General features: G+C 31.3%; 14 protein-coding genes. 11 read left to right on the plus strand and 3 right to left on the minus strand.

Annotated elements, in window-relative coordinates; genetic code table 11:
* The 5 genes from ABY298_RS01000 to ABY298_RS01020 form a co-directional block, all read left to right on the plus strand.
* Positions 1-1,072, plus strand: a 1,072-nt coding sequence (locus ABY298_RS01000; protein WP_372744116.1) for a glycoside hydrolase family 97 catalytic domain-containing protein, incomplete at its 5' end; no start/stop codon positions are given.
* Positions 1,073-1,079: 7 nt separating this feature from the next.
* Positions 1,080-3,317 (plus strand): glycoside hydrolase family 3 C-terminal domain-containing protein, encoded by a 2,238-nt coding sequence (locus tag ABY298_RS01005; protein WP_372744117.1) that lies wholly within the window; start codon positions 1,080-1,082, stop codon positions 3,315-3,317.
* 2 nt (positions 3,318-3,319) lie between these two features.
* On the plus strand, positions 3,320-4,888 hold the full coding sequence (locus ABY298_RS01010; RefSeq protein ID WP_372744118.1) for a glycoside hydrolase: 1,569 nt from the start codon (positions 3,320-3,322) through the stop codon (positions 4,886-4,888).
* A gap of 16 nt (positions 4,889-4,904) precedes the next feature.
* Positions 4,905-6,989, plus strand: coding sequence for a beta-galactosidase (locus ABY298_RS01015; RefSeq protein ID WP_372744119.1), 2,085 nt, complete (start codon positions 4,905-4,907; stop codon positions 6,987-6,989).
* A 14-nt stretch (positions 6,990-7,003) separates the two neighbouring features.
* Complete coding sequence (locus tag ABY298_RS01020; RefSeq protein WP_372744120.1) at positions 7,004-8,515, plus strand: alpha-L-fucosidase; 1,512 nt, start codon at positions 7,004-7,006, stop codon at positions 8,513-8,515.
* 49 nt (positions 8,516-8,564) lie between these two features.
* Here ABY298_RS01020 and ABY298_RS01025 read toward each other — a convergent pair whose 3' ends face one another.
* From ABY298_RS01025 to ABY298_RS01035, 3 genes are read right to left on the minus strand one after another with little or no spacing between them, the layout of a single operon-like run.
* The gene (locus ABY298_RS01025; protein ID WP_372744121.1) at positions 8,565-10,511 is read right to left on the minus strand and encodes a sialate O-acetylesterase; all 1,947 of its coding nucleotides are present in this window, start codon (positions 10,509-10,511) and stop codon (positions 8,565-8,567) included.
* 16 nt (positions 10,512-10,527) lie between these two features.
* On the minus strand, positions 10,528-11,727 hold the full coding sequence (locus ABY298_RS01030) for a glycoside hydrolase family 27 protein (RefSeq protein WP_372744122.1): 1,200 nt from the start codon (positions 11,725-11,727) through the stop codon (positions 10,528-10,530).
* A gap of 11 nt (positions 11,728-11,738) precedes the next feature.
* A complete protein-coding gene (locus ABY298_RS01035) occupies positions 11,739-12,860 on the minus strand; it encodes a GDSL-type esterase/lipase family protein (RefSeq protein ID WP_372744123.1) in 1,122 nt (373 codons plus the stop codon).
* Between the two features lie 483 nt (positions 12,861-13,343).
* Between ABY298_RS01035 and ABY298_RS01040 the strand changes: the two genes are divergently transcribed.
* From ABY298_RS01040 to ABY298_RS01065, 6 genes are all read left to right on the plus strand, one after another.
* Positions 13,344-16,139, plus strand: a complete 2,796-nt coding sequence (locus ABY298_RS01040) for a LuxR C-terminal-related transcriptional regulator (protein ID WP_372744124.1) — start codon at positions 13,344-13,346, stop codon at positions 16,137-16,139.
* A gap of 257 nt (positions 16,140-16,396) precedes the next feature.
* Complete coding sequence (locus ABY298_RS01045) at positions 16,397-19,498, plus strand: SusC/RagA family TonB-linked outer membrane protein (protein ID WP_372744125.1); 3,102 nt, start codon at positions 16,397-16,399, stop codon at positions 19,496-19,498.
* 21 nt (positions 19,499-19,519) lie between these two features.
* Positions 19,520-20,929 carry a RagB/SusD family nutrient uptake outer membrane protein gene (locus tag ABY298_RS01050; protein ID WP_372744126.1) on the plus strand — a complete coding sequence of 470 codons (1,410 nt, stop codon included), beginning with the start codon at positions 19,520-19,522 and terminating at the stop codon, positions 20,927-20,929.
* A 71-nt stretch (positions 20,930-21,000) separates the two neighbouring features.
* Complete coding sequence (locus ABY298_RS01055; protein WP_372744127.1) at positions 21,001-22,374, plus strand: glucoamylase family protein; 1,374 nt, start codon at positions 21,001-21,003, stop codon at positions 22,372-22,374.
* Positions 22,375-22,383: 9 nt separating this feature from the next.
* Positions 22,384-23,757 carry a glucoamylase family protein gene (locus tag ABY298_RS01060; protein ID WP_372744128.1) on the plus strand — a complete coding sequence of 458 codons (1,374 nt, stop codon included), beginning with the start codon at positions 22,384-22,386 and terminating at the stop codon, positions 23,755-23,757.
* The gene (locus ABY298_RS01065; RefSeq protein WP_372744129.1) at positions 23,747-24,541 is read left to right on the plus strand and encodes a prolyl oligopeptidase family serine peptidase; all 795 of its coding nucleotides are present in this window, start codon (positions 23,747-23,749) and stop codon (positions 24,539-24,541) included. Before ABY298_RS01060 ends, ABY298_RS01065 begins: the two co-directional genes overlap by 11 nt.
* Position 24,542 lies beyond the last annotated feature (1 nt).

Genomic DNA, 24,542 nt, shown 5'->3' on the forward strand with positions numbered 1-24,542 from the left:
AACTACAAAAAACGCAAAAGAATATATTGATTATTGTGAAAAATTAGGAATAGATCACTTATTAATTGAAGGCTGGAATAAAGGTTGGACTCCTGCTTGGTATGAAAACGCCATGCACATGTTTAGCTTTACAGATGCCGCCGATAATTTTAACTTAGTTGAAGTTACAGATTACGCAAAATCAAAAGGCGTAAGTATTATTGGGTATCATGAAACAGGTTCAAATATTATCAATTATTTAGAACAAATTGATGCTGGAATGCAATTATACCAAGATGTTGGAATTCACGATGTAAAAATTGGTCAGGTAGGTTCTCGTTTAAATATGAAAGAATGGCATCACGGTCAGTTTGGTGTAAACTATTACCGATTTGTGTTAAACAAGGCATTAGAACACAAATTAACCGTTAATTTTCACGAGCCAATTAAAGATACTGGAGAACGCAGAACGTATCCAAATATGATGGCGCGCGAAGGTGCTCGCGGACAAGAATATAACGCTTGGAGTGATGGAAATCCACCTAGCCATACTGCAACTATTCCGTTTACAAGAATGCTTTCAGGCCCTATGGATTTTACACCGGGAGTTTTAGATGTTGAAATTAAACAAGGATTTGAAGGACGCGATGTACATACCACAACTGCTAAACAATTAGCATTATATGTTGTGCTGTATTCTCCTATTCAAATGCTGGCAGATTTACCTGAAAACTACGATGGCAATCCTGCTTTTAAATTTTTACAAGATGTACCTGTAGATTGGGATGATACAAAAGTTTTAAATGCAGAAATTGGCGAATATATTACAACTGCTAGAAAAGATAGATTTAGCGAAGATTGGTATTTAGGAAGTTTAACCAATGAAAAAAGTCGTTCTTTTAATATAGCGTTAACTTTCCTTAATCATAACACAAGCTATGAAGCACAAATTTATGCCGATGCAGAAGGTATTACATGGAACAAAAACGCAACCAAAGTTGTTATTTCATCAAAAGAAGTAACTTCAAAAGATATACTACAAATAAAGCTAGCTGAAGGAGGCGGAACAGCTATTCGTTTTAAAAAAAAATAACCAAAAAATGAAAAACTATTTATTATCTATTGTACTATTAATATTTGTTTTTTCTTCTTGTAAAGAAAATAAAACGGAAATAAAAACAGCTGCTATCACTCATCAAAAAATACCAGAACCAATTCCATTTAATGCTGCTGTATTTAATAAAAAAATAGATTCATTAATTGCACTCATGACCATTGAAGAGAAAATTGGAATGCTTCATGGAAATAGCATGTTTGCAAACGGTGGCGTTGAGCGTTTAGGAATTCCTGAACTTAAAATGGCCGATGGTCCTTTAGGAATTCGTGAAGAAATTTCAAGAAATAGCTGGGCTACAGCAGGTTGGGATAACGATTTTGCAACGTATTATCCTGCAGCTGGAGCAGTTGCTGCTACTTGGAATCCTGAGTTGTCATATACTTTTGGAAACAGTGTTGGACAAGAAGCTCGAGCTCGAAATAAAGATATGTTGCTTTCACCCGCAATTAATATTATTAGAACTCCATTAGGTGGACGTACTTATGAATATTTTACGGAAGACCCTTTTTTAAACAAAAAGTTAGCAGTGCCTTTTATTATTGGTATTCAAAATAATGATGTGATGGCTTGTGTAAAACATTTTGCAGTAAACAATCAGGAAACCAATAGAGGAACAGTTGATGTTCTAGTGGATGAAAGGACTTTGCGTGAAATTTATTTACCTGCATTTGAAGCATCGGTAAAAGATGCTAACGCTTATAGTTTAATGGGCGCATACAATAAATTTAGAGGTGATTATTTATGTGAAAATGATTTAATGTTAAACAAAATATTAAGAGATGAATGGGGTTTTCAAGGAATTGTAATTTCCGATTGGGCTGCAGTTCATTCCACCGTAAAATCATTAAAAAATGGGTTGGATATTGAAATGGGAACACCAAAACCTTTTAACGAATATTATTTAGCCGATAAATTAAATGCAGCTTATAAAGCTGGTGAAATTTCAGAAGAAGAAATTAACAAACACGTAAAGCGCATTTTAGGAGTATTATTTCAAATAAAAGCCATTGATGGTAAAAATAGAACAAAAGGAAGTCTTTCAACAGAAGCTCATTTTCAAGATTCTTACAATGTTGCCGCAGAAGCTATTGTTTTATTAAAAAATGATAAAAATATATTACCATTAAAAGTAGATGGAATAAAATCTATTGCTGTAATTGGAAACAATGCTACCAAGAAAAATGCTTTGGGTGGTTTTGGCGCTGGTGTAAAAACAAAAAGAGAAATTACACCGCTTGAAGGTCTTCAAAATAGATTACCAAAAGAGATTAATATTAAATATGCAGAAGGTTATTTGGAACGCTATTTAAAAAATGAAAATGATCAAAAGGAAAAAGTAACACTGCACGGTCCAACTACGGTAAACAAATTAGATAAAGCAACATTAGATAAAGCCATAAATGCAGCTAAAAATTCTGATATTGCTATTATTTTTGCAGGTTCTAACCGCGATTATGAAACAGAAGCATCAGACCGACAAGACTTATCATTGCCTTTTGGACAAGATGAATTAATTCAAAAAGTAATGGCTGTAAACCCAAATACAATTGTAGTGTTTATTGCTGGTGCTCCGTTTGATATTGGTTCTGTAAAAGACAAAGCTTCAACCATTGTTTGGAGCTGGTTCAATGGTTCAGAAGGCGGAAATGCTTTGGCTGATGTTATTTTAGGAAAAATAAATCCATCAGGTAAATTACCTTGGACAATGCCTAAAAACATCAACGATTCTCCGGCACACGCAACAAAAAGTTTTCCTGGTAATAAAACCGTTGAATACAAAGAAGAATTTCTAGTAGGTTACCGTTGGTTTGATACACAAAACCTAGAACCTTTATATCCTTTTGGATTTGGTTTATCTTATACCAATTTTGAATTTTCAGATTTAAAAACCAATAAAGCTACCTACACAGAAAAGGATACCATTCAAATTTCTTTCAATATTAAAAATTCAGGAAAAATAGACGGCAAAGAAGTAGCTCAATTATATGTTTCAAAACCAAATTCAATTGTAAAAAGAGCTGCGCAAGAACTAAAAGGTTTTCAAAAAATATTGGTAAAAAGTGGAACTTCAGAAAAAGTAACCCTTCAAATACCTGCTAAAGAGTTGGCATATTTTAATGTAATCAAAAACAATTGGATTGTAGAAAAAGGAACTTATCAACTTAAAATTGGAAATTCATCAAGAGATATTAAGAAGGAAATTTCTATTAAAATTAAATAATTATGAAAATATTTAAACATGCTCTAAAATTTGTATTCCTCCTTGCATGCTTCAATTTAGTAGCTCAAGAGCGAATAATTAACCTAAACTACAACTCTACATCTGGAAAATTAAACACCATGTTTAAAGAATGTATAGGTGCAGGAAGAGCTAATGAAGGATTACGAGCCGATTGGCAACAACAATTAGCAATAACAAAAAAAGATTGTGGCTTTAAATATATACGTATGCATGGCTTATTAACAGATGATATGGCTGTATATAGAGTAAATGAAAAAGGCGAAGCAGAATATAATTATCAATATATTGATGTTTTATATGATTATATATTAAGTATTGGTATGAAACCTTTTGTTGAATTAGGTTTTATGCCCTCTGCCATGGCAAGTGGAGATCAAACTGTATTTTGGTGGAAAGGAAATATAACACCTCCCAAAAATTACAATGATTGGGGAAATTTAATTACAAATTTAACAGAACACTTTACACTAAGATATGGAGAAGAAGAAGTAAAAACTTGGTATTTTGAGGTTTGGAATGAGCCAAATTTAAAAGATGGTTTTTGGTCTGGAACCCAAGAAGAATATTTTAAATTATACGACTATGCCGCTAGAGCTGTTAAAAGTGTAAACCCAATATATAAAGTTGGAGGACCTGCTACTGCTGGAGCTGCTTGGGTACCTGAAACTATAGAATATTGTGTGGCTAACAATACACCAATAGATTTTATTTCTACCCATGATTATGGAGTAAAACATGGATATTTAGATGAATCAGGAACTTCTGGAACTATTTTAAATAAAGATACATGGAGTGTTAGTGGCAAAGTAATAGAATCTAGAAAGCAAATTGCGGAATCTGCGAAACCTAATTTAGAACTTCATTATACAGAGTGGAGCTCTTCTTACACACCATCAGACCCAATTCATGATAGTTATCATCAAGCTGCTTATATATTAGAAAAAACAAAACAAGTTGGAACCGCAGCAAATTCTATGTCGTATTGGGTTTTTACAGATATTTTTGAAGAAGCAGGACCAAGATTCACACCATTTCATGGAGGCTTTGGATTGCTAAACACACAAGGAATTAAAAAGCCTTCATATTTTGCTTACAGTTATTTAAATAAATTAGGCGATATAGCCCTAAAAAATAGTGATAGTAGTTCATGGGTAACTAAAAATTCTAAAGGCGATATTCAATTATTAATGTGGGATTTTACAAATACGCATCCTGGAGACTCTGTACTTAATCAAACTTATTATATAAAAGACTTGCCCTCTAAACCAAAAGGTTCAGTTAAAATTGAAGTTAATGACGTGCCAAAAGGTACATACAAATTAAAAATGTATAAAATTGGTTATAAGGTAAATGATCCCTACAGCACCTATTTATCTATTAATAAACCCAACCAATTAACCAAAGAACAAGTTAAAATTATTAATGAAAAAAATAACGGAGAACCTATTTTAGAAGAATTTATAAAAATTCAAAAAAATAAAGTATTTACCAAAACTTTTAAAATAAATGAAAACGATGTGTTTCTAATAACTCTAGAAAAACAGAAATAATAATTTTTTGAAAATAATGAGAAAACAATTCATTTTAATGGTTGTAATTCTTTTTTTAACTGCAACTGTTAAATCGCAAAATTCTGAACAATTTTTTCCAGCAAAAGATTTAATGTCTATGGGAATTTACTATTACCCAGAACATTGGGATAAAAGTGAATGGGAGCGCGATATTAAAAATATTTCTGAAATTGGTTTTGAATTTATTCACTTAGCCGAGTTTGCTTGGGTAGCTATGGAGCCACAAGAAAATGTTTATACATTTCAATGGTTAGATGAGGTTATTAATTTAGCAACAAAGTACCACTTAAAAGTTATTTTAGGAACTCCAACATCTATTGTTCCTGTTTGGGCAGGTATTAAATATCCTGAAATTTATTTAATGAATGCAGATTATCAGCGGCAAGAGCATGGTACAAGAGACCAGCAATCATTAAGCAATCCAATTTGGAGATCATTATCTAAAAAAATAATTATAGAATTAGGGAAACGCTATGGTAATAACCCTACAATAATTGGCTGGCAATTAGACAATGAACCTTGGGCAAAAACAGATTTTAGTCCTTCTTCACAAAAAGCATTTCAGCATTGGTTAGAAAATAAATATCAAACTATTAATGCACTAAATAAAGCTTGGGGAACCGCCTTTTGGAGTCAAACGTATAGCTCTTTTAATGAAATAAAAATCCCAAATGAAAAACTAGTTGGTTGGTGGGGAATCAATCCACATTCTCAATTAGATTTAAAACGTTACTCGGCTGACATGCAAGCGGAATTTTTAGATTTTCAAGCAGCAATTTTACGCCCATTAATTTCTAAAAACCAATACATAACAACCAATTACGTGGCAACTATTCCAACAGCAGATCCACGTAGAACAAAAAATCTAGATTTTAACTCATTTACTTCGTATCCAAATAAAGGAAATACTAACATCGGTACAAATGGTTTTCGTTTAGGTGATCCAAAAGAATTGTCTTTTGCATTTAGTTTTTTTAAACAAAAAAACAATGTTTCTGGCATTATGGAACTTCAACCAGGTTTTGTGAATTGGGGAAATATAAATCCATTATTGCAACCCGGAGCTGTACGTATGTGGTTATACCATTGCTTTGGCGGAAATTTATCGTTTGCTTGTTCATACCGCTATCGTCAAATAAATTATGGTGCAGAACAGTATCATAGTGGTATTACAACTTTAGATGGTGAAACATTATCGCAAGGAGGAAAAGATTATAAACAAACAATTAGTGAAATGAAAACTTTACGAGATGCCTATACTCCAAAAGCGGTAATTCCCCAAAAAGTTGAAGATCGAAAAACTGCCCTGTTATGGAATTATGATAATCTTTGGAGTTTAAGCAGACAAGGACAAACATCTGAATGGAATACTTTATCATTTATTCAGAAATACTTAGAAATCACAAAATCATTTGGAGCACCCACAGCTATAGTTTATGAAAATGAAAATTTAAACGATTATAATGTTGTTATTATTCCTGCTTTTGAATTAGTTGATGATGTGTTAATTAAAAAATGGACTAACTATGTTAAACAAGGTGGAAATTTGGTTTTAACACTTAGAACAGGTGTTAAAGATAGAAATGGACATTTATTTAAATCTGCATACGGTGAAAAAATCTATCCTTTAATTGATGCTAAAATTGAATACTTTGATCAATTATTACCAAATATAAAAGGAACTATTTTAAGCAATAATGAAGAATATTATTGGAATAATTGGGCGGATTTAATTGAAGCAAATTCCAAAGCGAATGTTTTGGCTACTTATACCAATCAATTCTATGCGGGAAAATCGGCAGTAGTAATAAACAAAATTGGAAAAGGAACGGTAACTTATATTGGTGTTGATACAGATGATGCTAAACTTGAAAAAGAAATTCTTAAAAACGTTTATAAAAGAGCAAATATTGCTATTGAAAATTATCCCGAAGGTGTTTATGTTCAATGGCGAGATGGATTTTGGGTAGGCGTTAATTATTCTTCAAATGATTATGAATTGAAAATTCCTGCAAATGCTAAAATTTTAATTGGTAACAAACTATTGCAATCTGGAGGCGTTACTGTTTGGAAGGATTAATAAAACTTAATGAAATGAGTAAATTAGTAGGTGTTTTAATAGTGTTAATTTTAAATTTTTTTATGAGTTGTTCAGAACCTAAAAAAGAATTAACAAAAGAAATAAAATATGAAGAAACTTGGGAGTCTTTAGCTCAATATAATAAAACCGCCGAGTGGTTTAAAGATGCTAAATTTGGAATTTATGCACATTGGGGCGTTTTGTCTGTTCCTGCCTTTGCCAATGATTGGTATCCAAGATTAATGCATATTGAAGGTTCAAATGAAAACAAACACCATATTGCAACCTACGGTGAACTTTCGGAATTTGGATATCATGATTTTGTTCCTATGTTTAAAGCAGAAAATTTTGATGCAAACGAGTGGGCAACGCTTTTTCAAAAAGCAGGTGCGAAATTTGCAGGAGTTGTTGCAGAACATCATGATGGTTGGTCTAATTGGGGAAGTAAAATTAATCCTTGGAACTCTGTTGATATGGGTCCGCACCGAGATATTTTAGCTGAATTAAGTAAAGCCATTCATCAAAAAAACATGAAATTTGTTGCCTCTTTTCACATGGCAAGAAACCTACAAATTTTTAAAGATGAACCTAGACAATGGTTAAATGATACTTCTTATTTTCCATACAACCCAAAAATGGCAACCTCATCAAAAGATCCGCTTTTGGCTAAAATGTATGGCAATATTTCAAAAGAAAAATTTAGCCAAGATTGGTTTGGTCAATTAAAAGAAGTAATAGATAATTATAATCCCGATTTAATTTACTTTGATGGTCAAACTCAAAAAATTCCTGAATCTTACCGAAAAAAATTTGTTGCCTATTATTTTAATAATGCGGTTGCTAAAAATAAACAAGTTGTTTTTACACATAAAGATGGAGAATTTCCAAAATCGGTTAGTTTAGAAGATTTTGAAAAAGGACGAATGAACAAAATAACAACAGAATTTTGGTTAACAGATGAAACCATATCTATTGGAAGTTGGAGTTACACCAACAATTTAAAGCTAAAATCTGCAAAAGAAATAATTCATGTATTAGCGGATGTTGTAAGTAAAAACGGAGCATTAATGCTAAATGTTTCACCAATGGCAAACGGAATTATTCCTGAAAATCAGCAAGAAGTTTTACTAACAATTGGCAATTGGTTAAAAGTAAACGGAGAAGCTATTTATGGAACCAGAACGTGGAACGTTTTTGGTGAAGGTCCTACAATTCAAGAAAAATCTGGTATGTTTTTAGATAAAATCACATATACTCCGCAAGATATCCGATATACAAAAAAAGGAAACACTATATATGCTATTGTTTTAGGTTGGCCAGGAGAAAATATTCCAATTACTTTAACCTCGTTTACAACTAAATTTTTGGGTGATAAATTACCTAAAATTAAAGCTGTATCTTTTTTAGGCGCTAAAGAAAATTTGCCATTTGACTTTGATTATTTAGGATTGCATTTGAAAACACCAAACCAAAAAATTGATGATGCTGCTTTTGTTATTAAAATTGAATTAAATGATACTCTGTAATAGCAAAGTGTTATTTAGTTATTGTTCTTCATTCAATAATGTACTAACCTTAATCTGTTTTAAAAGGACTTGCAGGTAATCCTTCTTTATTGTATAAATTGGCATCATCAGGATTATCCGCCCAAGCGTAACGCACATACAAAGGCTTTTTAACTTCAGTATTCCAAACAATTACTTGATTATTTTTAATAGTAGCTTGTGCCCATACAAATTTTTTGTCCGCTCCAGCAATAGTAAATCCTTTTACATAATTATATTTATCGGTAGTTTTAAGTCCGCTTCCAACAGTATTAAAACTTAAAATAATTTTATCTTCTAAAATTTCTTGACTTTTATACGTTGGTCCGGAATACACTATAGGTTCCTTATAAATTATTTTTCTTGCTCCTAATGATAATCTATAACCAACATCTTTTTTATTTTTAGGATGAATATCATCAGCATTACCAATATCAATAATTACAGCTTCAGCGGTATTTGGCAATTTTAATGCTGAAGATTGGGAAGCTCTTAACAAGGCCCAATTACTTTCTACACTAGGTTCTTGAGGTTGCATAAAATTAGCCAATTGCACCCATAAAAAAGGAAAATCACCAATATTCCACTCTTGTCTCCATTGTGTAATCATTGCTTGAAATAATTCGGAATACTTTACAGCTTCCTCCGTAGAATTTGCATTGGATTCTCCTTGATACCAAATTACTCCTTTAATTGGATAATTTACCAAAGGATAAATCATTTTGTTATAGAGCATCATTGCAACCTGATTTACGCCTACCATTGAACGAGTATAAGAACCAACTTTAAATTTCCATTTTTTAGCCAATGAAATTTGATTGTTTACAGTTTTTATAAACAATTCATTATTTGCACCATAAATTCCACCTCCACCACTTAAATCATGTACCTTTACTGTTAAGGTGTTTTGCCCTTCAACTAAAAAATTAGAATCAATCGTATAAATTCGTTTTGCACTGTATTGTTGAACTGTTTCCCCTACTTTTTGTCCGTTTATCCACACATAATCCGAATCATCAACCATTCCTAAACTTAAGGTAATACTGTTTTTTGCCTGTTCTGCTGTAAGTTCAAAAGAAGTTCTATACCAAGCAATACCATCAAAACCTTCAAAACCTTGGTTTTCCCATAAATCAGGCACATTTATAGCAATCCAATCACTTTCATCTAAATTAGTTACTGCCCAAATAGGTTCATTATTTACAGTTCCAGCATCTTCTTTAGTTAAGTAAGGAAATTGCTTTTTTAAATTGCTTAGCATCGTTTCAAAACCTGCATTTTGTTCCCGTTGTGCTTCTTTTAAATAAACTTCAGGATTGTCAATATTTAGTGTTTTGGCATTCATCCAAGGTTCAATTCTACTTCCTCCCCAAGATGTATTTATTAAACCAATGGGAACTTGGTTATTGGTTGCTCTTAAATTTTTTGCAAAATAATACCCAACAGCCGTAAAATTACCAACAGTAGTTGGAGAAGCAACTTCCCAAATTCCTCCAGCTAAAGTATTTTCAGGTTTTTCAGCATACGAAATTGGAACTTTAAAATGCCGGATGTTTGTATCTGAAACCTGAGCAATTTCTAAAGAAGCATTCTCGGTTTGAGACAATGGCCATTCCATATTAGATTGCCCTGAACAAATCCAAACATCGCCAATTAAAATATCATCTATTAAAATTATTTCTTTACCAGATTTAAGTATCATTTTAAAAGGTCCGCCGGGTTTCATTTTAGGTAAAGAAACCAACCAATCTCCTTTATAATTGGCTTTCGTTTTATAGGTTTTATTGTTGAATTGAACAGAAACGGATGTATTTAAATTGGCAGTTCCCCAAACATTTATAATTTCATTTTGCTGAATAACCATATGATTATTGTACAATTTTGAAACCGTAAACTGTGAAAAAGCACTTGTATTTACAACTAAAATTACCAAAACCAAATAGCTGCGCAATGCTTTAATTTTTAAAATGTTTTTCATTTTTAATAGTTGTTTATTAATACACCTTAATCATAAATACATCATGAACTCCAATAGTGGTTTTTAAAACTTTAGAAGTATCTCCAAAATCTTTATGATTAAACAAATCTCTTATTTTATAGGTTTTTTCTTTCACTTTTAACTGTTTGTTATTAACATTATCTCCAATTTCATGTTTTGTCCAATCAAAATTTATTTCAACTGGCACCTCTTTCATATTTACAAAAGATATTACCCAAGCATTGTTTTCTATTGGTTTTATCCAAACTTCCAAATCATTTTCATTGGTAAATCTAAAACCCTGTATTCCTAATTTATCTTGATTCACAGCAATCACTTCTTTATTACTTAATGTTTTAATAGTTTCTGGCGTAGCACTTCTTATATCATTTCCCATAATTAAAGGTGACGTTAACATTGTCCACATTGCAAAATGACTTCTATCTTCTGCATTTGTCATTCCGTTTCCAACTTCCATCATATCATAATCATTCCAATTACTTGGCCCAGCTGCTTTTCTAATATCTTTTCGCATATTTATTATTTTCCAAATGCCACTTGAAGACCATGAACCATGTCCAACTTCACAATCCCAGCAATTAATAATATCACCTGTAACTCTCCATTGCTGACCAATAGTTCCAGCCCATTTCCAAGGTTCATTATCTCCCCACTCACAAATGCTTAAAATTATTGGTCTTCCTGCTGCTATTAATGCATTTCCCATTGTTGTATAAGCGCCAATTGCATTTATATTTTCGGTATTGCACCAGTCGTATTTTAAAAAATCTACGTGCCAAGAAGCATACAATTTTGCATCTTGATATTCGTGACCTCTACTACCCGGATAACCAGCACAAGTTGTATTACCAGCACAATTATACAAACCAAATTTTAATCCTTTTGCGTGAATATAATCTGCCAATGCTTTTATACCACTTGGGAATTTTACAGGATCAGCAACTAAATTTCCGTTAGCATCTCTTTCTTTTGCCATCCATCCATCATCTAACACAATATACTCATAACCAGCATCTTTTAAACCAAGCGTTACAAATTTATCAGCAATATCCTTTACCAGTTGTTCATTAATATCTGTTGCAAAAGTATTCCAGCTGTTCCATCCTAAAGGTGGTGTTTGTGCTAATCCTTCAAATTTTTGAGCTGATACAACTGTTGAAATAATTACAAGTAAAGTAAACAGTATTTTTTTCATGATGTTTGTTTTCAATTATTTAATAAATTTCTAAAAGATGGCTCTAACTCGGTAGCCATTTTCCTGTGATCTTCAACGCTCGGATGGTATAAACATCCGTTTACATACAGATTTTTAAACTGAAGAATTGGAATTGATTTGTGTAATTTAGTTTCAATATCAGATTGTATTTCTTTTAAATAACTTATAAAAAGGTTGTTTGTTTCGCCGTTAATCATTGGGCTATTTAACATCACAATTTTTGTGTTTGGGTAATGGCTATACACCATTTTAATTAATCTGATATAATTTGAAATAAATAATTCTTTATTAAATGGCAAGCGCGGTTTAATACCATCTCCATTTGAAAAATCATTTGTTCCCAGGCAAATACTTACAATATCTGGTTGTTTTCTGAAATCATATTTTTTTGAATCGTCTGTATTTAAGTATAAGTTTTCATAGACTTGAAGCATAATTGGTTCATCAATATTTTCATCATTCCAATTTCTGTAAATACCAATTCCCGATACAGAACTTAACATATAATCTACATCCAATGCTCTTGCCAATCTTGGTCCATAAGCATTGTACACATTTTGATGGTCAAAATATTCACCCTCTTCACAAGGCAACACACTTGAGTCTGATGCTGCTCCACAGGTAATTGAGTTTCCAATAAATTCAATATATTTTTTTGTGGATGGCTGTATTGACTCCAATTTATCAACTTTTATAGCGCCAATAATTACAGCTCCGTTACTTGCCTCAGATTCTTTAATAATTTTAAGGTTATGCACACCTTTTTCAGCTGGAATTTTAACGATGTAAGGTTTTAAAAAATCGCTTTCAATTTTTACTCTTCCTAAATGTTTACCATCTAGTTCAAAAGAAACATAATTGTGCGGTAAAAACATACCTTTTAAATTTACTTCACAGGTATTTCCCGAAAAATTGAAAGAAATTAACGCTCCCGGACTTATTAAAGCAATGGTGCTATCTTTAAAAAAATCGATTCTTCCTTGATATTTAATATCTTGCTTTAAAAGTGTTTTAAATTCAATTTCATTTGCTGGTTTTTCACTACTTCCTTCCTTACAAGAAAAAATTAAAATCAACAATATAATCCCAATAATTTTTATTAAATATTTCATCTTTTTTTAATCTTTTTTATCAAAAAATAAAGATATTTAAATGCGCTATTTTTTTGTAATATTATATTGTCATTTGCCTATATATTATTATATGTAGCCGTGTAATTTAAACTAAAAACAACACTAAAAACACACTATAAAAATATTAGCGGTTTTTTAGTTTTCTTGCGTGCAACTATTCCATTAAATTTAAATGAAAAACCAACGTTAAAAATTATTAAATTAAACGCTACACTTTACAGCGTATTATAATACTTGCTTTTAAACTAAATATTAAAAAAACAATAAACAACACACCTAAATAATTTATTTTCAACACGTAACATTTTTTAACTATTTTTTATGTAGTAATGACGTACTTATTATAACTTTACATGATTTTTTTTTATACTAATTAAATTTCAAATGCAGTAATTAATAAATACAAACTAGATAATTATAATTTAGTTTGTGCTAACAATAGCACTTATTTAGAAATAAATTATGTTCAAAATTTTAAATTTAAAATATCCATTAATCGCCATTTTATTTGCAGTTACTTCGGCTACATCTCAAATTAAACTTCCGCCAATTAGCAACTTTAATTCAAGAGATTATGGAGCAGGAAATCAGAATTGGGGAATTGATTCTGATAGTGAACATATTTATTCAGCAAACAACGAAGGTTTATTAGAATATGATGGTGTAAATTGGCGTTTAAATAAACTACCAAACAAAACAATAATTAGATCTGTTAAAGTTGTTGGAAATAAAATTTTTACAGGTTCTTATGAGGAATTTGGCTATTGGACACGTTCAAATAATGGTAGCCTTGTTTACACAAGTTTAAGCAAATATCTTTCGCCAAATAAAATAATATCACAATCTATTTGGGGAATTTATGCTGTTAACGATAAAATTATTTTTAAGACATTTAGCGATTTATTTATTTATGAAAATGGAAAACTAAAAACAATTAAACCCAACTTTATACTAATGGCTGCTTTTGTACATAACAATCGCTTTATTGTACAAGGTGTTAACAAAGGGTTATTAGAACTTAAAAATGATAAACTAGTTGTTTTAAAAAACACTGAACTTTTGGCTAAAGTTAGAGTTCAGGCCATTTCTGCTTTTAAAAATAACCAGCTTTTAATTGGAACTTCGCTTCACGGTTTATACACGTATGAAAACAATAATTTACAACCTTGGAACAACCAATTTAATAATTTATTAAAAGAACACGAGTTAAACTCTTTATCATATAGCAATGGTAAAGTTTTTGCCGGAACCATAAAAAAAGGGATTTATCAATATACTATAAATCAAGATACATTTATAAATTTAAATGTAAAAAATGGCCTTCAAAACAATACCGTTTTATCCAGTAAAATAGATTCTGCAGGAATATTATGGGTTGCGCTAGACAATGGAATTTCTGCTATACCAACAAACCATTTTCCGTATTATTTAAATCCGTATAAAGAAGATATTGGTGCTGTTTATGATATGGTTAAATTAAACAATGAGGTTTATTTAGCAACAAATACAGGTATTTATAAAGCCGACAATAACGGTGTAAGTTTTATTAAAGATACACAGGGACACACTTGGTCTTTAACTTTAATAAATAATGAAATTATTTGTGGACACAACTCTGGAACTTACAGTATTTTAAACGGAAAGTTATCTACTATAAGTCAAAAAAATGGAGGATATGTATTTAAACCTATTTTAGGTCAACAAAATAAATTTATACAAGCAAATTACTCAGGATTAACATTATATTCTAAAAATAACGACAAATGGAGTTATAAAGATGTTCAAAATGTAAATTTTCCTATTAAAAATATCGCTTTTGAAAATTCACACACTGCTTGGGTTTTACATTCTTACAAAGGTGTTTATAGAATTCATTTTTCAGAAAATTATGAAAAAGTACTACGAATTGAAAAACAATTTAATGCTAACTTTACCAATGTTTACGACATAAAATTATACAATATAGAAAGAAATATTGCCTTTTATAGCAATGAAAAATGGTATGTTTATAATTCTATCGAAAACAGAATTGAAGATTTTACCTCTTTCAACAACGTTTTAGGAAAAGATAAAAATTCGATTATACTAAATAACAATTTTCAAAACAACCTAATTGTTTTAAAAAGAAGTGATAACACCATTTTTATTAGAAAAAATATTCAGGACAGCCTATCTCAAATATATTTACCAACCAAATATTATAAAGATAAACTAGTTAGAGGTGAAGGCGATCAGCGAGCAGTTGTTGTTAATGACAGTCTTATTTTTATTTCATTATATAACGATGTTTTGGTTTTAAATCCTAAAAATATTAATCAAAATATTAAAGTAAACCCACCTACAATTAGCAGGGTTTATGTTAATAATAAACCACAAGATTTATTACAGAAAATTGAACTAAAACAAAATGACACCTTAAAAATAGAACTTAAATCACCTCATCTTTCAAATAATACTATTGAATACTCCTTAGGAAATAATTATTGGACCGGAACAAATGGTAATATTGAATTAACTGGCTTGCCTTATGGCTCTTTAAAAATACTATTAAGATCGTTTTTAAATTTTAAAGAATATAGTGCTGTTAATTCTTTAAAATTATATATTAAACCTCCTTGGTATATGGGCTTTTGGGGTGTAATTTTAATAATAAGTTTATTAGTTTTTGTTTTTTATTTTATTACCATAATTAATAAATACCATCTTATAAAGCATAAAAAATATTTAGACAATCAATTTCAACACAAACAGGAAATACTAAGAAAAGAAGAAGATTTAAAAAACGAGATAAAATTAAATGAACTTCAAAAAATGCAACATGAAATTGAATTAGATGCTAAAACAAAAGAATTAGCTAATACTGCAATGGGAATGACAAGAAAAGATGAATTGCTTGAAAACATTAAAAGTGAGCTAGAACAGTTAAAAAAAGAAATTATTAATAAGCCAAAATTAGACAAGCTACTTGCAACCATTAATAAAAACATAAACACATCTAAAGACTGGGAAGTTTTTGAGTCTAATTTTAACGAAATTCATGATTCATTTTTTAAATTATTGTTAAAAAATAACGAAGCACAGTTAACACCAAAAGATTTAAAATTGTGCGCTTATTTAAAAATGAATTTGGCTACAAAAGAAATAGCACCGTTAATGGGAATATCAACCCGCGGTGTTGAAATTCACAGATACCGACTTCGAAAAAAATTAAATTTAAACAACGATCAAAATTTAAATGAATTTTTTATGAAACTTTAGACTTCTTATTCTAATCCCTTAAAAAAACCTGCCGCAAATATCAATTTAGTAAAAAAAGTGGTTAATATACTACATCAAAAATACATCAAATCTGCTTTTTGCTAAATATTAATATTCATCAACACAGCCTTAAGACTTCATAAAAACTGAGGTTTTATGCATTTTAACACAATGATGTAGTTAAGAAGTGGCTACATCCAACACTTCAAGTAAATTAAAAAATAACTTTACCATAACTAAATATAAAACATCATACAATGAAAAACAAATTCACCTTTTTACTCCTGGTACTATTTTATTGTTCTACACTTTTAGCTCAACAAATAAAAGTAACAGGCACAGTAAGCGATCAAAGCGGAAATAAACTTTCTGGAGCTTCTGTTATTGTAAAAAATTCTATAATTGGTGTACAAACCGATTTTGATGGAAATTTCACAATAGAAAATGTTCCCAATTCTGCTACACTAGTTGTTAGCTACTTGGGTTATTTTACAACTGAACAAAAAGTAAACGGTTTAAAAACAATTAATTTTATACTTCGTGAAGATTCTCAAGCATTAGACGAAGTTGTAGTTATTGGTTATGGAACGCAAAAAAGATCGGACCTTACAGGTGCTATTTCTAGTGTTAAATCAGACGACCTTTTAAAGCAACCAGCTATTAATGCAACACAATCAATACAAGGAAAATTATCTGGTGTAAGCATTATTAACACAAATGCACCAGGTAGTGAACCCGTAGTAATGATTAGAGGATTGGGAACTGCCGCATCTGGCACAACTCCACTTTATATTGTAGACGGAATTCAAGTTAGCGGTATTAGCAACATAAACCCTGCCGATATTGAAACTATGGACGTTATGAAAGATGCTGCATCTGCTGCAATTTATGGTATGGATGCTGCAAACGGTGTTGTGTTTATTACCACCAAAAAAGGTAAACTTGGTAAAGCAAAACTTAGTGTAAGTTCTTATTACGGAGCAACTACTATACTTAATCAAGTAAAAATGGCAAACGCATCGGAGTATATTACTTATTTCAACGAGGTTCGTACATCATTAGGATCAACAAATTTACTTTCAACTAACCAAGCTTATGATACAGATTGGTTTGATGAATTAGCAGAAGTTGGTTTAACTAATAGTAATAATGTTTCCATTTCTGGAGCAAATGATCGTGTTAACTATTTTTTTAGTTTAAATAACTATAATGAAGATGGTATTTTAACAGGACAAAATTTAACAAGAAACACTTTAAGATCTAATAGCACATACAATCTTTTTGATAATAGAGTGAAATTTACACAAAATATTAGTGCTGCAATATCTAAAGAAACTCCAAAACCATTTGGAGCTTTTGACGAAGCTTACAAACAAGCTCCAATTGTACCTACATATTATGATAATGGTGCTTTTGGACAAGCAGAATGGGATACTAGCACAGGACTTGTTGTTTACCAAGGTAATAGTAGTTTAAATTCTATTGGTAACCCTTTATCAACGGTATATTATAAAAATCAAAAAGATATAACTACAGATCTTCAAGGATCTTTTGACTTAGAAGTTAAAATAACAGATTACTTAAAAGCTAATTCGCGTTTTGGTGCTACAAAATCTTATTACAGATCTAGATCATTTAATGATATTAAGTCACAATATTTAACCCTAAATACTGGACAAACTGAAGATGATTTTAATGCTTTAAAAGCAGCAAATCCATCAACAACTTCTTATGCAGATAACAGTCTTTCATATACTACATCTGATAGCTATAGATTTAACTGGGATTCTTATTTAACCTTTGATAAAGAAATAGGAGAACATACTTTTAATGTTGTAGCTGGTATTACAAAAGGTAGTAAAAACGATATATTTCATACATATCAACTAGCTTATGATGTTCCTGAAAAAGAACAATATTGGAACATAAACTTTGCATCTGAAGATTATGAACAAGTTTCACAACAATACTTCTCTACGCCTACTCACCAATTATCATATTATGGAAGATTACAATATAACTTTAATCAAAAATATTTTCTTCAAGCAAATATTCGTAGAGATGGAATAAGTACTTTTAATAACGATAATAATACAGATTATTTTGGAAACTTCCCATCTTTTAGTGCTGGTTGGGTATTAACTAAAGAGAATTTTTTAAGTGAAGTAAAAAATTTAGAATTCTTAAAACTAAGATTAGGTTGGGGTGAATTAGGGAATTCCAACGTTCCTTTTAACGTATCAACATATACAACATCTACCGGAAGCAGTAGCGTAAACTATGTTTTTGGAGCAAATCAAGACTTAGTTTATGGAGCAGCTTTAGGAGCTTCCATTTACCCTATTTCTTGGGAAATTACTAAAGAAACTAACGTTGGTTTAGATTTTCAAGCTTTTAACTCTAAATTATCTGGTAGTTTTAACTATTACAACAGAAACACTGAAAATGCTATTTTATATGTTACTCCAGTGTATACTTCAGGAGATCAATCAAAATATTACGATCACGGTGCAGAAGTACTTAACAAAGGTTTTGAAGTAGAATTGAACTGGAAAAATGCAATTTCTCAAGACCTATCATACAATGTAGGTGTTGTGTTCTCTAATAATAAAAATAATGTTGAAAACGTAAAATCTGCTTACGACGGTCAAACCGGAGGTAGCTTATCTAACGGTCAAATTACAAAAAGATTGGAAGAAGGACAACCAATATACGCTTGGTGGATGTGGGAAGCTGATGGTGTTTGGCAAACTCAAGATGAGATAGATTCTAATGCTCATTACGGTTCTCCATCTCCTGGATATTTACGTTACAAAGATCAAAATGAGGATGGTGTTATAGATGATAATGATAAAAAATTCTTTGGCTCTTACATTCCAACATATAACTTTGGTATTAATTTAGGTATTAACTACAAAGATTTTGATTTAACTGTTGATGCTTTTGGAGCTGGTGGTAACAAAGTTTATAACGGACTAAAAAGTACCCGTATAGATGGAGGAGAAAATATTGCATATGATACATACGCTAATAGATGGACTGGTGAAGGTTCTACCAATACCAACCCTGGAGCCGACAGAGATTCTTACGCATCAAGTTACTATTTAGAAAATGGAGATTATGTTAGAATTAATAATATTACAATAGGCTATACATTACCTACAGTAATAGACCAAATTTCTAAAATAAGAGTTTATGCAACTGCAAAAAATCCATTTTTAATTACCAAGTATTCTGGTTTTACTCCAGAAATTGTAGGCTCAAGCAGCTCTACAGGAGCTAGTGGAACATCAGGAATAGAACTTTCTGCATATCCAAACACAAAAACCTTCTTATTTGGTATTAACATAGATTTATAAAACTCAAAAAAAACAATTATCATGAAAATTAATTTTAAAAATATACAAGGTCTTTTCTTTCTTGGGTTACTATCTATTACTGTATCTTGTAATGAAGACTACTTAGATGTAAGCAGCAAAGATGCATTAGAACAAGAAGATTCCGAAACCGTTACTCCAGAACAAATGGTAAATGGTGTTTACGGTATGTTAACAGATTGGGATTATGCCTTTTCCTATCTTGGAATTACTGAAATTATCTCAGATAATGCCGATAAAGGAAGTTCTACAACCGATTCAGGAGGAGATAAAAACGTACTAGATGCATTAACTTTTACAAGCAGTGCAAGTTCTATTAATGCCATGTGGGGACATTGGTATCAATCTATAAATAGAGCAACAACAGCAATAATATATGCCGAAAATTATGGCTTAACCGATGAAACCTATAAAAACAGATTAGTAGGGGAAGCTGAATTTTTAAGAGCTTTAAACTATTTTTGGTTGGTAAGATCATTTGGAGCCGTTCCTTTACAACATATAGATTTAGTAAAAAGACAACCCGTATCAGATGTTTATGACTATATAGAACAAGATTTGCTTGATGCAATAGACAAACTTCCACTTAAAAGTGAATATGATTCAGAAGATTTAGGACGTGCTACAAAAGGAGCTGCACAAGCCTTATTAGCTAAAGTATATCTTTACGAAGAAGAATGGCAAAAAGCTTACGATATGGCAAATAATGTTATGCTTTCTACACAATATAGTTTACACCCAAACTATGAAGAATTATGGAGAGCATCTACCGAAAATGGCGTAGAATCTATTTTTGAGGTTCAAGCCAGAGGAGTATCTACTGCACATGGTGTTCAACAATATTCACAAACTCAAGGTGCAAGAGGTACCGATGGTTGGGGTTGGGGATTTAATACGCCTTCACAAAATCTTGTAGATGCTTTTGAAGCTGAAGGAGATGCTATTAGAATGAATGCTTCAATTATATTTCGAGGAGAAACTTTATGGGACGGTCGTGAAGTTTTTACTGTAGAAAACGATAGATACAATGAAAAAGCTTACTCTAGTGCTAGTGCTGGAGCATCTGATGGTGATAAAAACATAAGAATAATACGTTATGCTGAAGTGCTTTTAATTAAAGCTGAGGCAGCAGTTAACTTAGGTTTAGATGCAGCAACACCTCTTAATATGGTACGAAACAGAGTACAACTTACAAGCATAACTAATCCAACTCTTGAAAATGTGTGGAGTGAAAGACGATTAGAACTTGCAATGGAACATGACCGTTGGTTTGATCTTGTAAGAACTGGACAGGCCGAAAGCGCTATGGCTCTAGATGGAAAAACATTTATTACAGGTAAACATGAATTATTTCCAATTCCTAACGCTCAGCTAATACAAACACCTGATATGGAACAAAATCCTGGGTGGTAATAAATCTGTTTGTTTTTTAATTTTTTTAGCTGCACTTACCTTAAGTGCAGCTAAAATTTAATTTATTATTTATGACAATTACAAAACATCATAAAACAATTATATTTTGTATTTTAACCTTACTTTTAACTAGCTGTAATTACAAAACAAAAACCAAAAAAAATACCTCCCTAAAAACAACAAACAAAGAATGGTCTGATGAAGAACTTCTAAATCTCATCCAAAAACAAACCATAAACTATTTTTGGGAAGGAGCGGAACCTAATTCTGGCCTTGCAAGAGAACGTATACATATGGACAACATATATCCAACCTCACCTAAAAACACAGTTACCACAGGTGGTAGTGGTTTCGGACTTATGGCTATTTTAGCAGGTATTGAAAGAGGTTTTATATCAAAAGAAGAAGCTTTTTTAAGATTTCAAAAAATAATTACTTTTTTAGAAAACGCAGATAGATTTCACGGCGCATGGCCACATTGGCTTAATGGTGAAACAGGTAAAATGCTTCCTTTTAGCAAAAAAGATAATGGAGGTGATTTGGTAGAAACTGCCTTTTTAGTACAAGGATTATTAACCGTTTCTGAATATTATAAAAATGGAACTGAACAAGAAAAAGCGCTTGTTTCCAAAATAGATAAATTATGGAAAGGTGTAGAATGGGATTGGTACACAAAAAACGGTGAAGATGTACTTTATTGGCATTGGTCTCCAGAATTTGGTTGGGAAATGAACTTTCCAATTGGTGGTTACAACGAATGTTTGATTATGTATGTACTTGCTGCTTCATCTCCAACACATCCAATAAAACCATCGGTATATCATAAAGGTTGGGCCAAAGATGGTAAAATTGTTTCATCGCAAAAATTCTACGATGAAGATTTAGTTTTAAACTATTATGAACATGACGAATCTTTAGTTGGACCACTTTTTTGGGCACACTATTCTTATTTAGGACTAAATCCTAAAGGTTTATCTGACAACTATGCAGATTATTGGAAACTTGTTCAAAATCAAGCTAAAATCCATTACAAATACGCTATTGATAACCCTAAAAATTATAAAGGATATGGAGAGAATTTATGGGGATTAACCTCTAGTTATTCTATTGAAGGTTATAAAGGTCATAGACCAAATAACGATTTTGGAGTTATTGCACCAACGGCTGCATTATCATCTTTTCCGTACACACCAAAAGAAAGCATGCAAATGCTTAGAAACCTATATAAAAATCATGATTCTTTAATTGGAGAGTATGGTCCTTATGACGCATTTAGCCTGCAATACAACTGGTTTACAGATAGATATTTAGCTATAGACCAAGGTCCTATACCTGTAATGATAGAAAATTATAGAACTGGTTTGTTGTGGAACTTGTTTATGAAAAATGAGGACGTTAAAAAAGGATTAAATAAATTAGGATTTACAATTAATACAAAAAGCTAAAAATAACCGATGGCTAAATTTTATTACCTTATACTTCTTGTATTTGTACTAATTTCTTGTAGCTCAAATAATGAATCAGAGCTTCAAGATACTATTACAAACGAGTCCAACGTAACAATTATTGAGCCATTATCTGATACAGAAATGATGGATTTTACACAAAAGGAAACTTTTAAATACTTTTGGGATTTTGCAAATGCAGATTCTGGCGCAGCAAAAGAAAGATACCATCCTTCCACTCCAACTTTAAATGAGAATGTAGTTACTACAGGAGGTACTGGTTTTGGATTAATGGCAATTATAGTTGGTATTGAACGTGGATTTATAACAAGAGATGAAGGTGTAGTTCGTTTAAATAAAATTTTAACTTTTTTAGAAAATGCCAATCGATTTCATGGAGCTTGGCCACATTGGCTAGATGGTAGCACAGGTAATGTTTTACCTTTTAGTACTTACGACGATGGCGGTGATTTGGTTGAAACGGCTTTTTTAGCTCAAGGATTAATTTGCATATCAGAATATTTAAAGAATGGAACCGATACTGAAATAACATTAGCTAACAAAGCCGATGCTTTATGGAAAGGTGTAGAATGGAATTGGTACACCCAAAACCAAGATGCGCTCTACTGGCATTGGAGTCCAAATTATGGATTTGAAATTAATTTAAAATTAACTGGCTATAATGAAACCTTAATTACTTATATTTTAGCTGCTGCTTCACCAGATTATAACATTTCAAAAACTGTTTACCAAAATGGTTGGGCATCTAATGGAAGTATTGTTTCATCAAACTCTCAATATGGGTTTCCTTTGGTATTAAATCATGTTGGAGGTTCAAATTTTGGCGGACCGCTATTTTTTAGCCATTATTCCTTTTTGGGTTTAAACCCTAATAACTTAACCGATGAATATGGTAATTACTGGAATCTGGTTGTAAATCACACCCAAATAAATAGACAATACTGTATATCAAACCCTAATAACTTTAAGGATTATGGTGAAAATTGCTGGGGTTTAACAGCTAGTTACTCCAGAAATTCCGATGGTTCTATAGGTTATTCAGCACATAGCCCTACAAACGACCTTGGAATTATATCACCAACTGCAGCAATAAGTTCTATAGCTTACACTCCTTCAGAATCTTTAAGTGTTATGCATTTTCTATATCAGAAAAAGGATATTTTGTTAGGTGTTGCTGGTTTTTATGATGCATTTAGTCCAATCTATAATTATTGGGTGGCTGATGCATATTTAGCCATAGACCAAGGCCCTCAAATTATTATGATTGAGAATTATAGAACTGGGCTAATTTGGAGTTTATTTATGCAAAATACCGATGTTCAAAACGGGTTACAAACACTAAATTTTAATTATGAAATATAAATTATCCATCTTTTATCTAGCTCTAATAGTTGCTGGATTTAATTTAAATGCGCAAACTTTAAAAGATTCTTTATTTGAAAAAAGAGAATTTATTATAGAAAATGACACCTTGCTTTATAGAATAATGTACCCAGAAAATTTTTCTGAAGATCAAGAATATCCTGTTGTGCTATTTTTACACGGTGCTGGAGAAAGAGGAAATGACAACAATACGCAGCTTGCCCTTGGAAGTTCACTTTTTACATCATCAGAAAACAGAAAAAAATACCCTTCTATAGTTGTTTATCCACAATGTCCTAAAAATGATTATTGGGCAAACTTAACAGCAGACAGAACTGTAAAACCAATTTCTTTTACATTTAAAAACGGTGGAGAGCCTAATAAATCCTTAAAATTAACTATGCTTTTGTTAGACGAGTTAATTGCGAAACCTTTTACAAAAAACAATCAAATATATGTTATGGGAGTATCTATGGGTGGAATGGGAACTTATGAAATATTATACAGAAAGCCAACAACTTTTGCAGCTGCAATTCCTATTTGTGGTGGTGGAGATCCTGAAACAACAAAAAAATATGCATTAAACACAGAACTTTGGATATTTCATGGTGGAAACGATGATGTTGTAAGTCCGCATTTATCAATTAATATGGTTAATAGCATATTATTAAATGGCGGAAAACCTAACTTTACACTATTTGGCAAAGACAATCACAATAGCTGGGATTCAACTTTTGCAGAACCAAACCTTTTACCCTGGTTATTTACTAAAATTAAAAACTAAA

Origin of the sequence: Lutibacter sp., from assembly GCF_041596795.1 — a bacterium.
Taxonomy (GTDB): domain Bacteria; phylum Bacteroidota; class Bacteroidia; order Flavobacteriales; family Flavobacteriaceae; genus Lutibacter.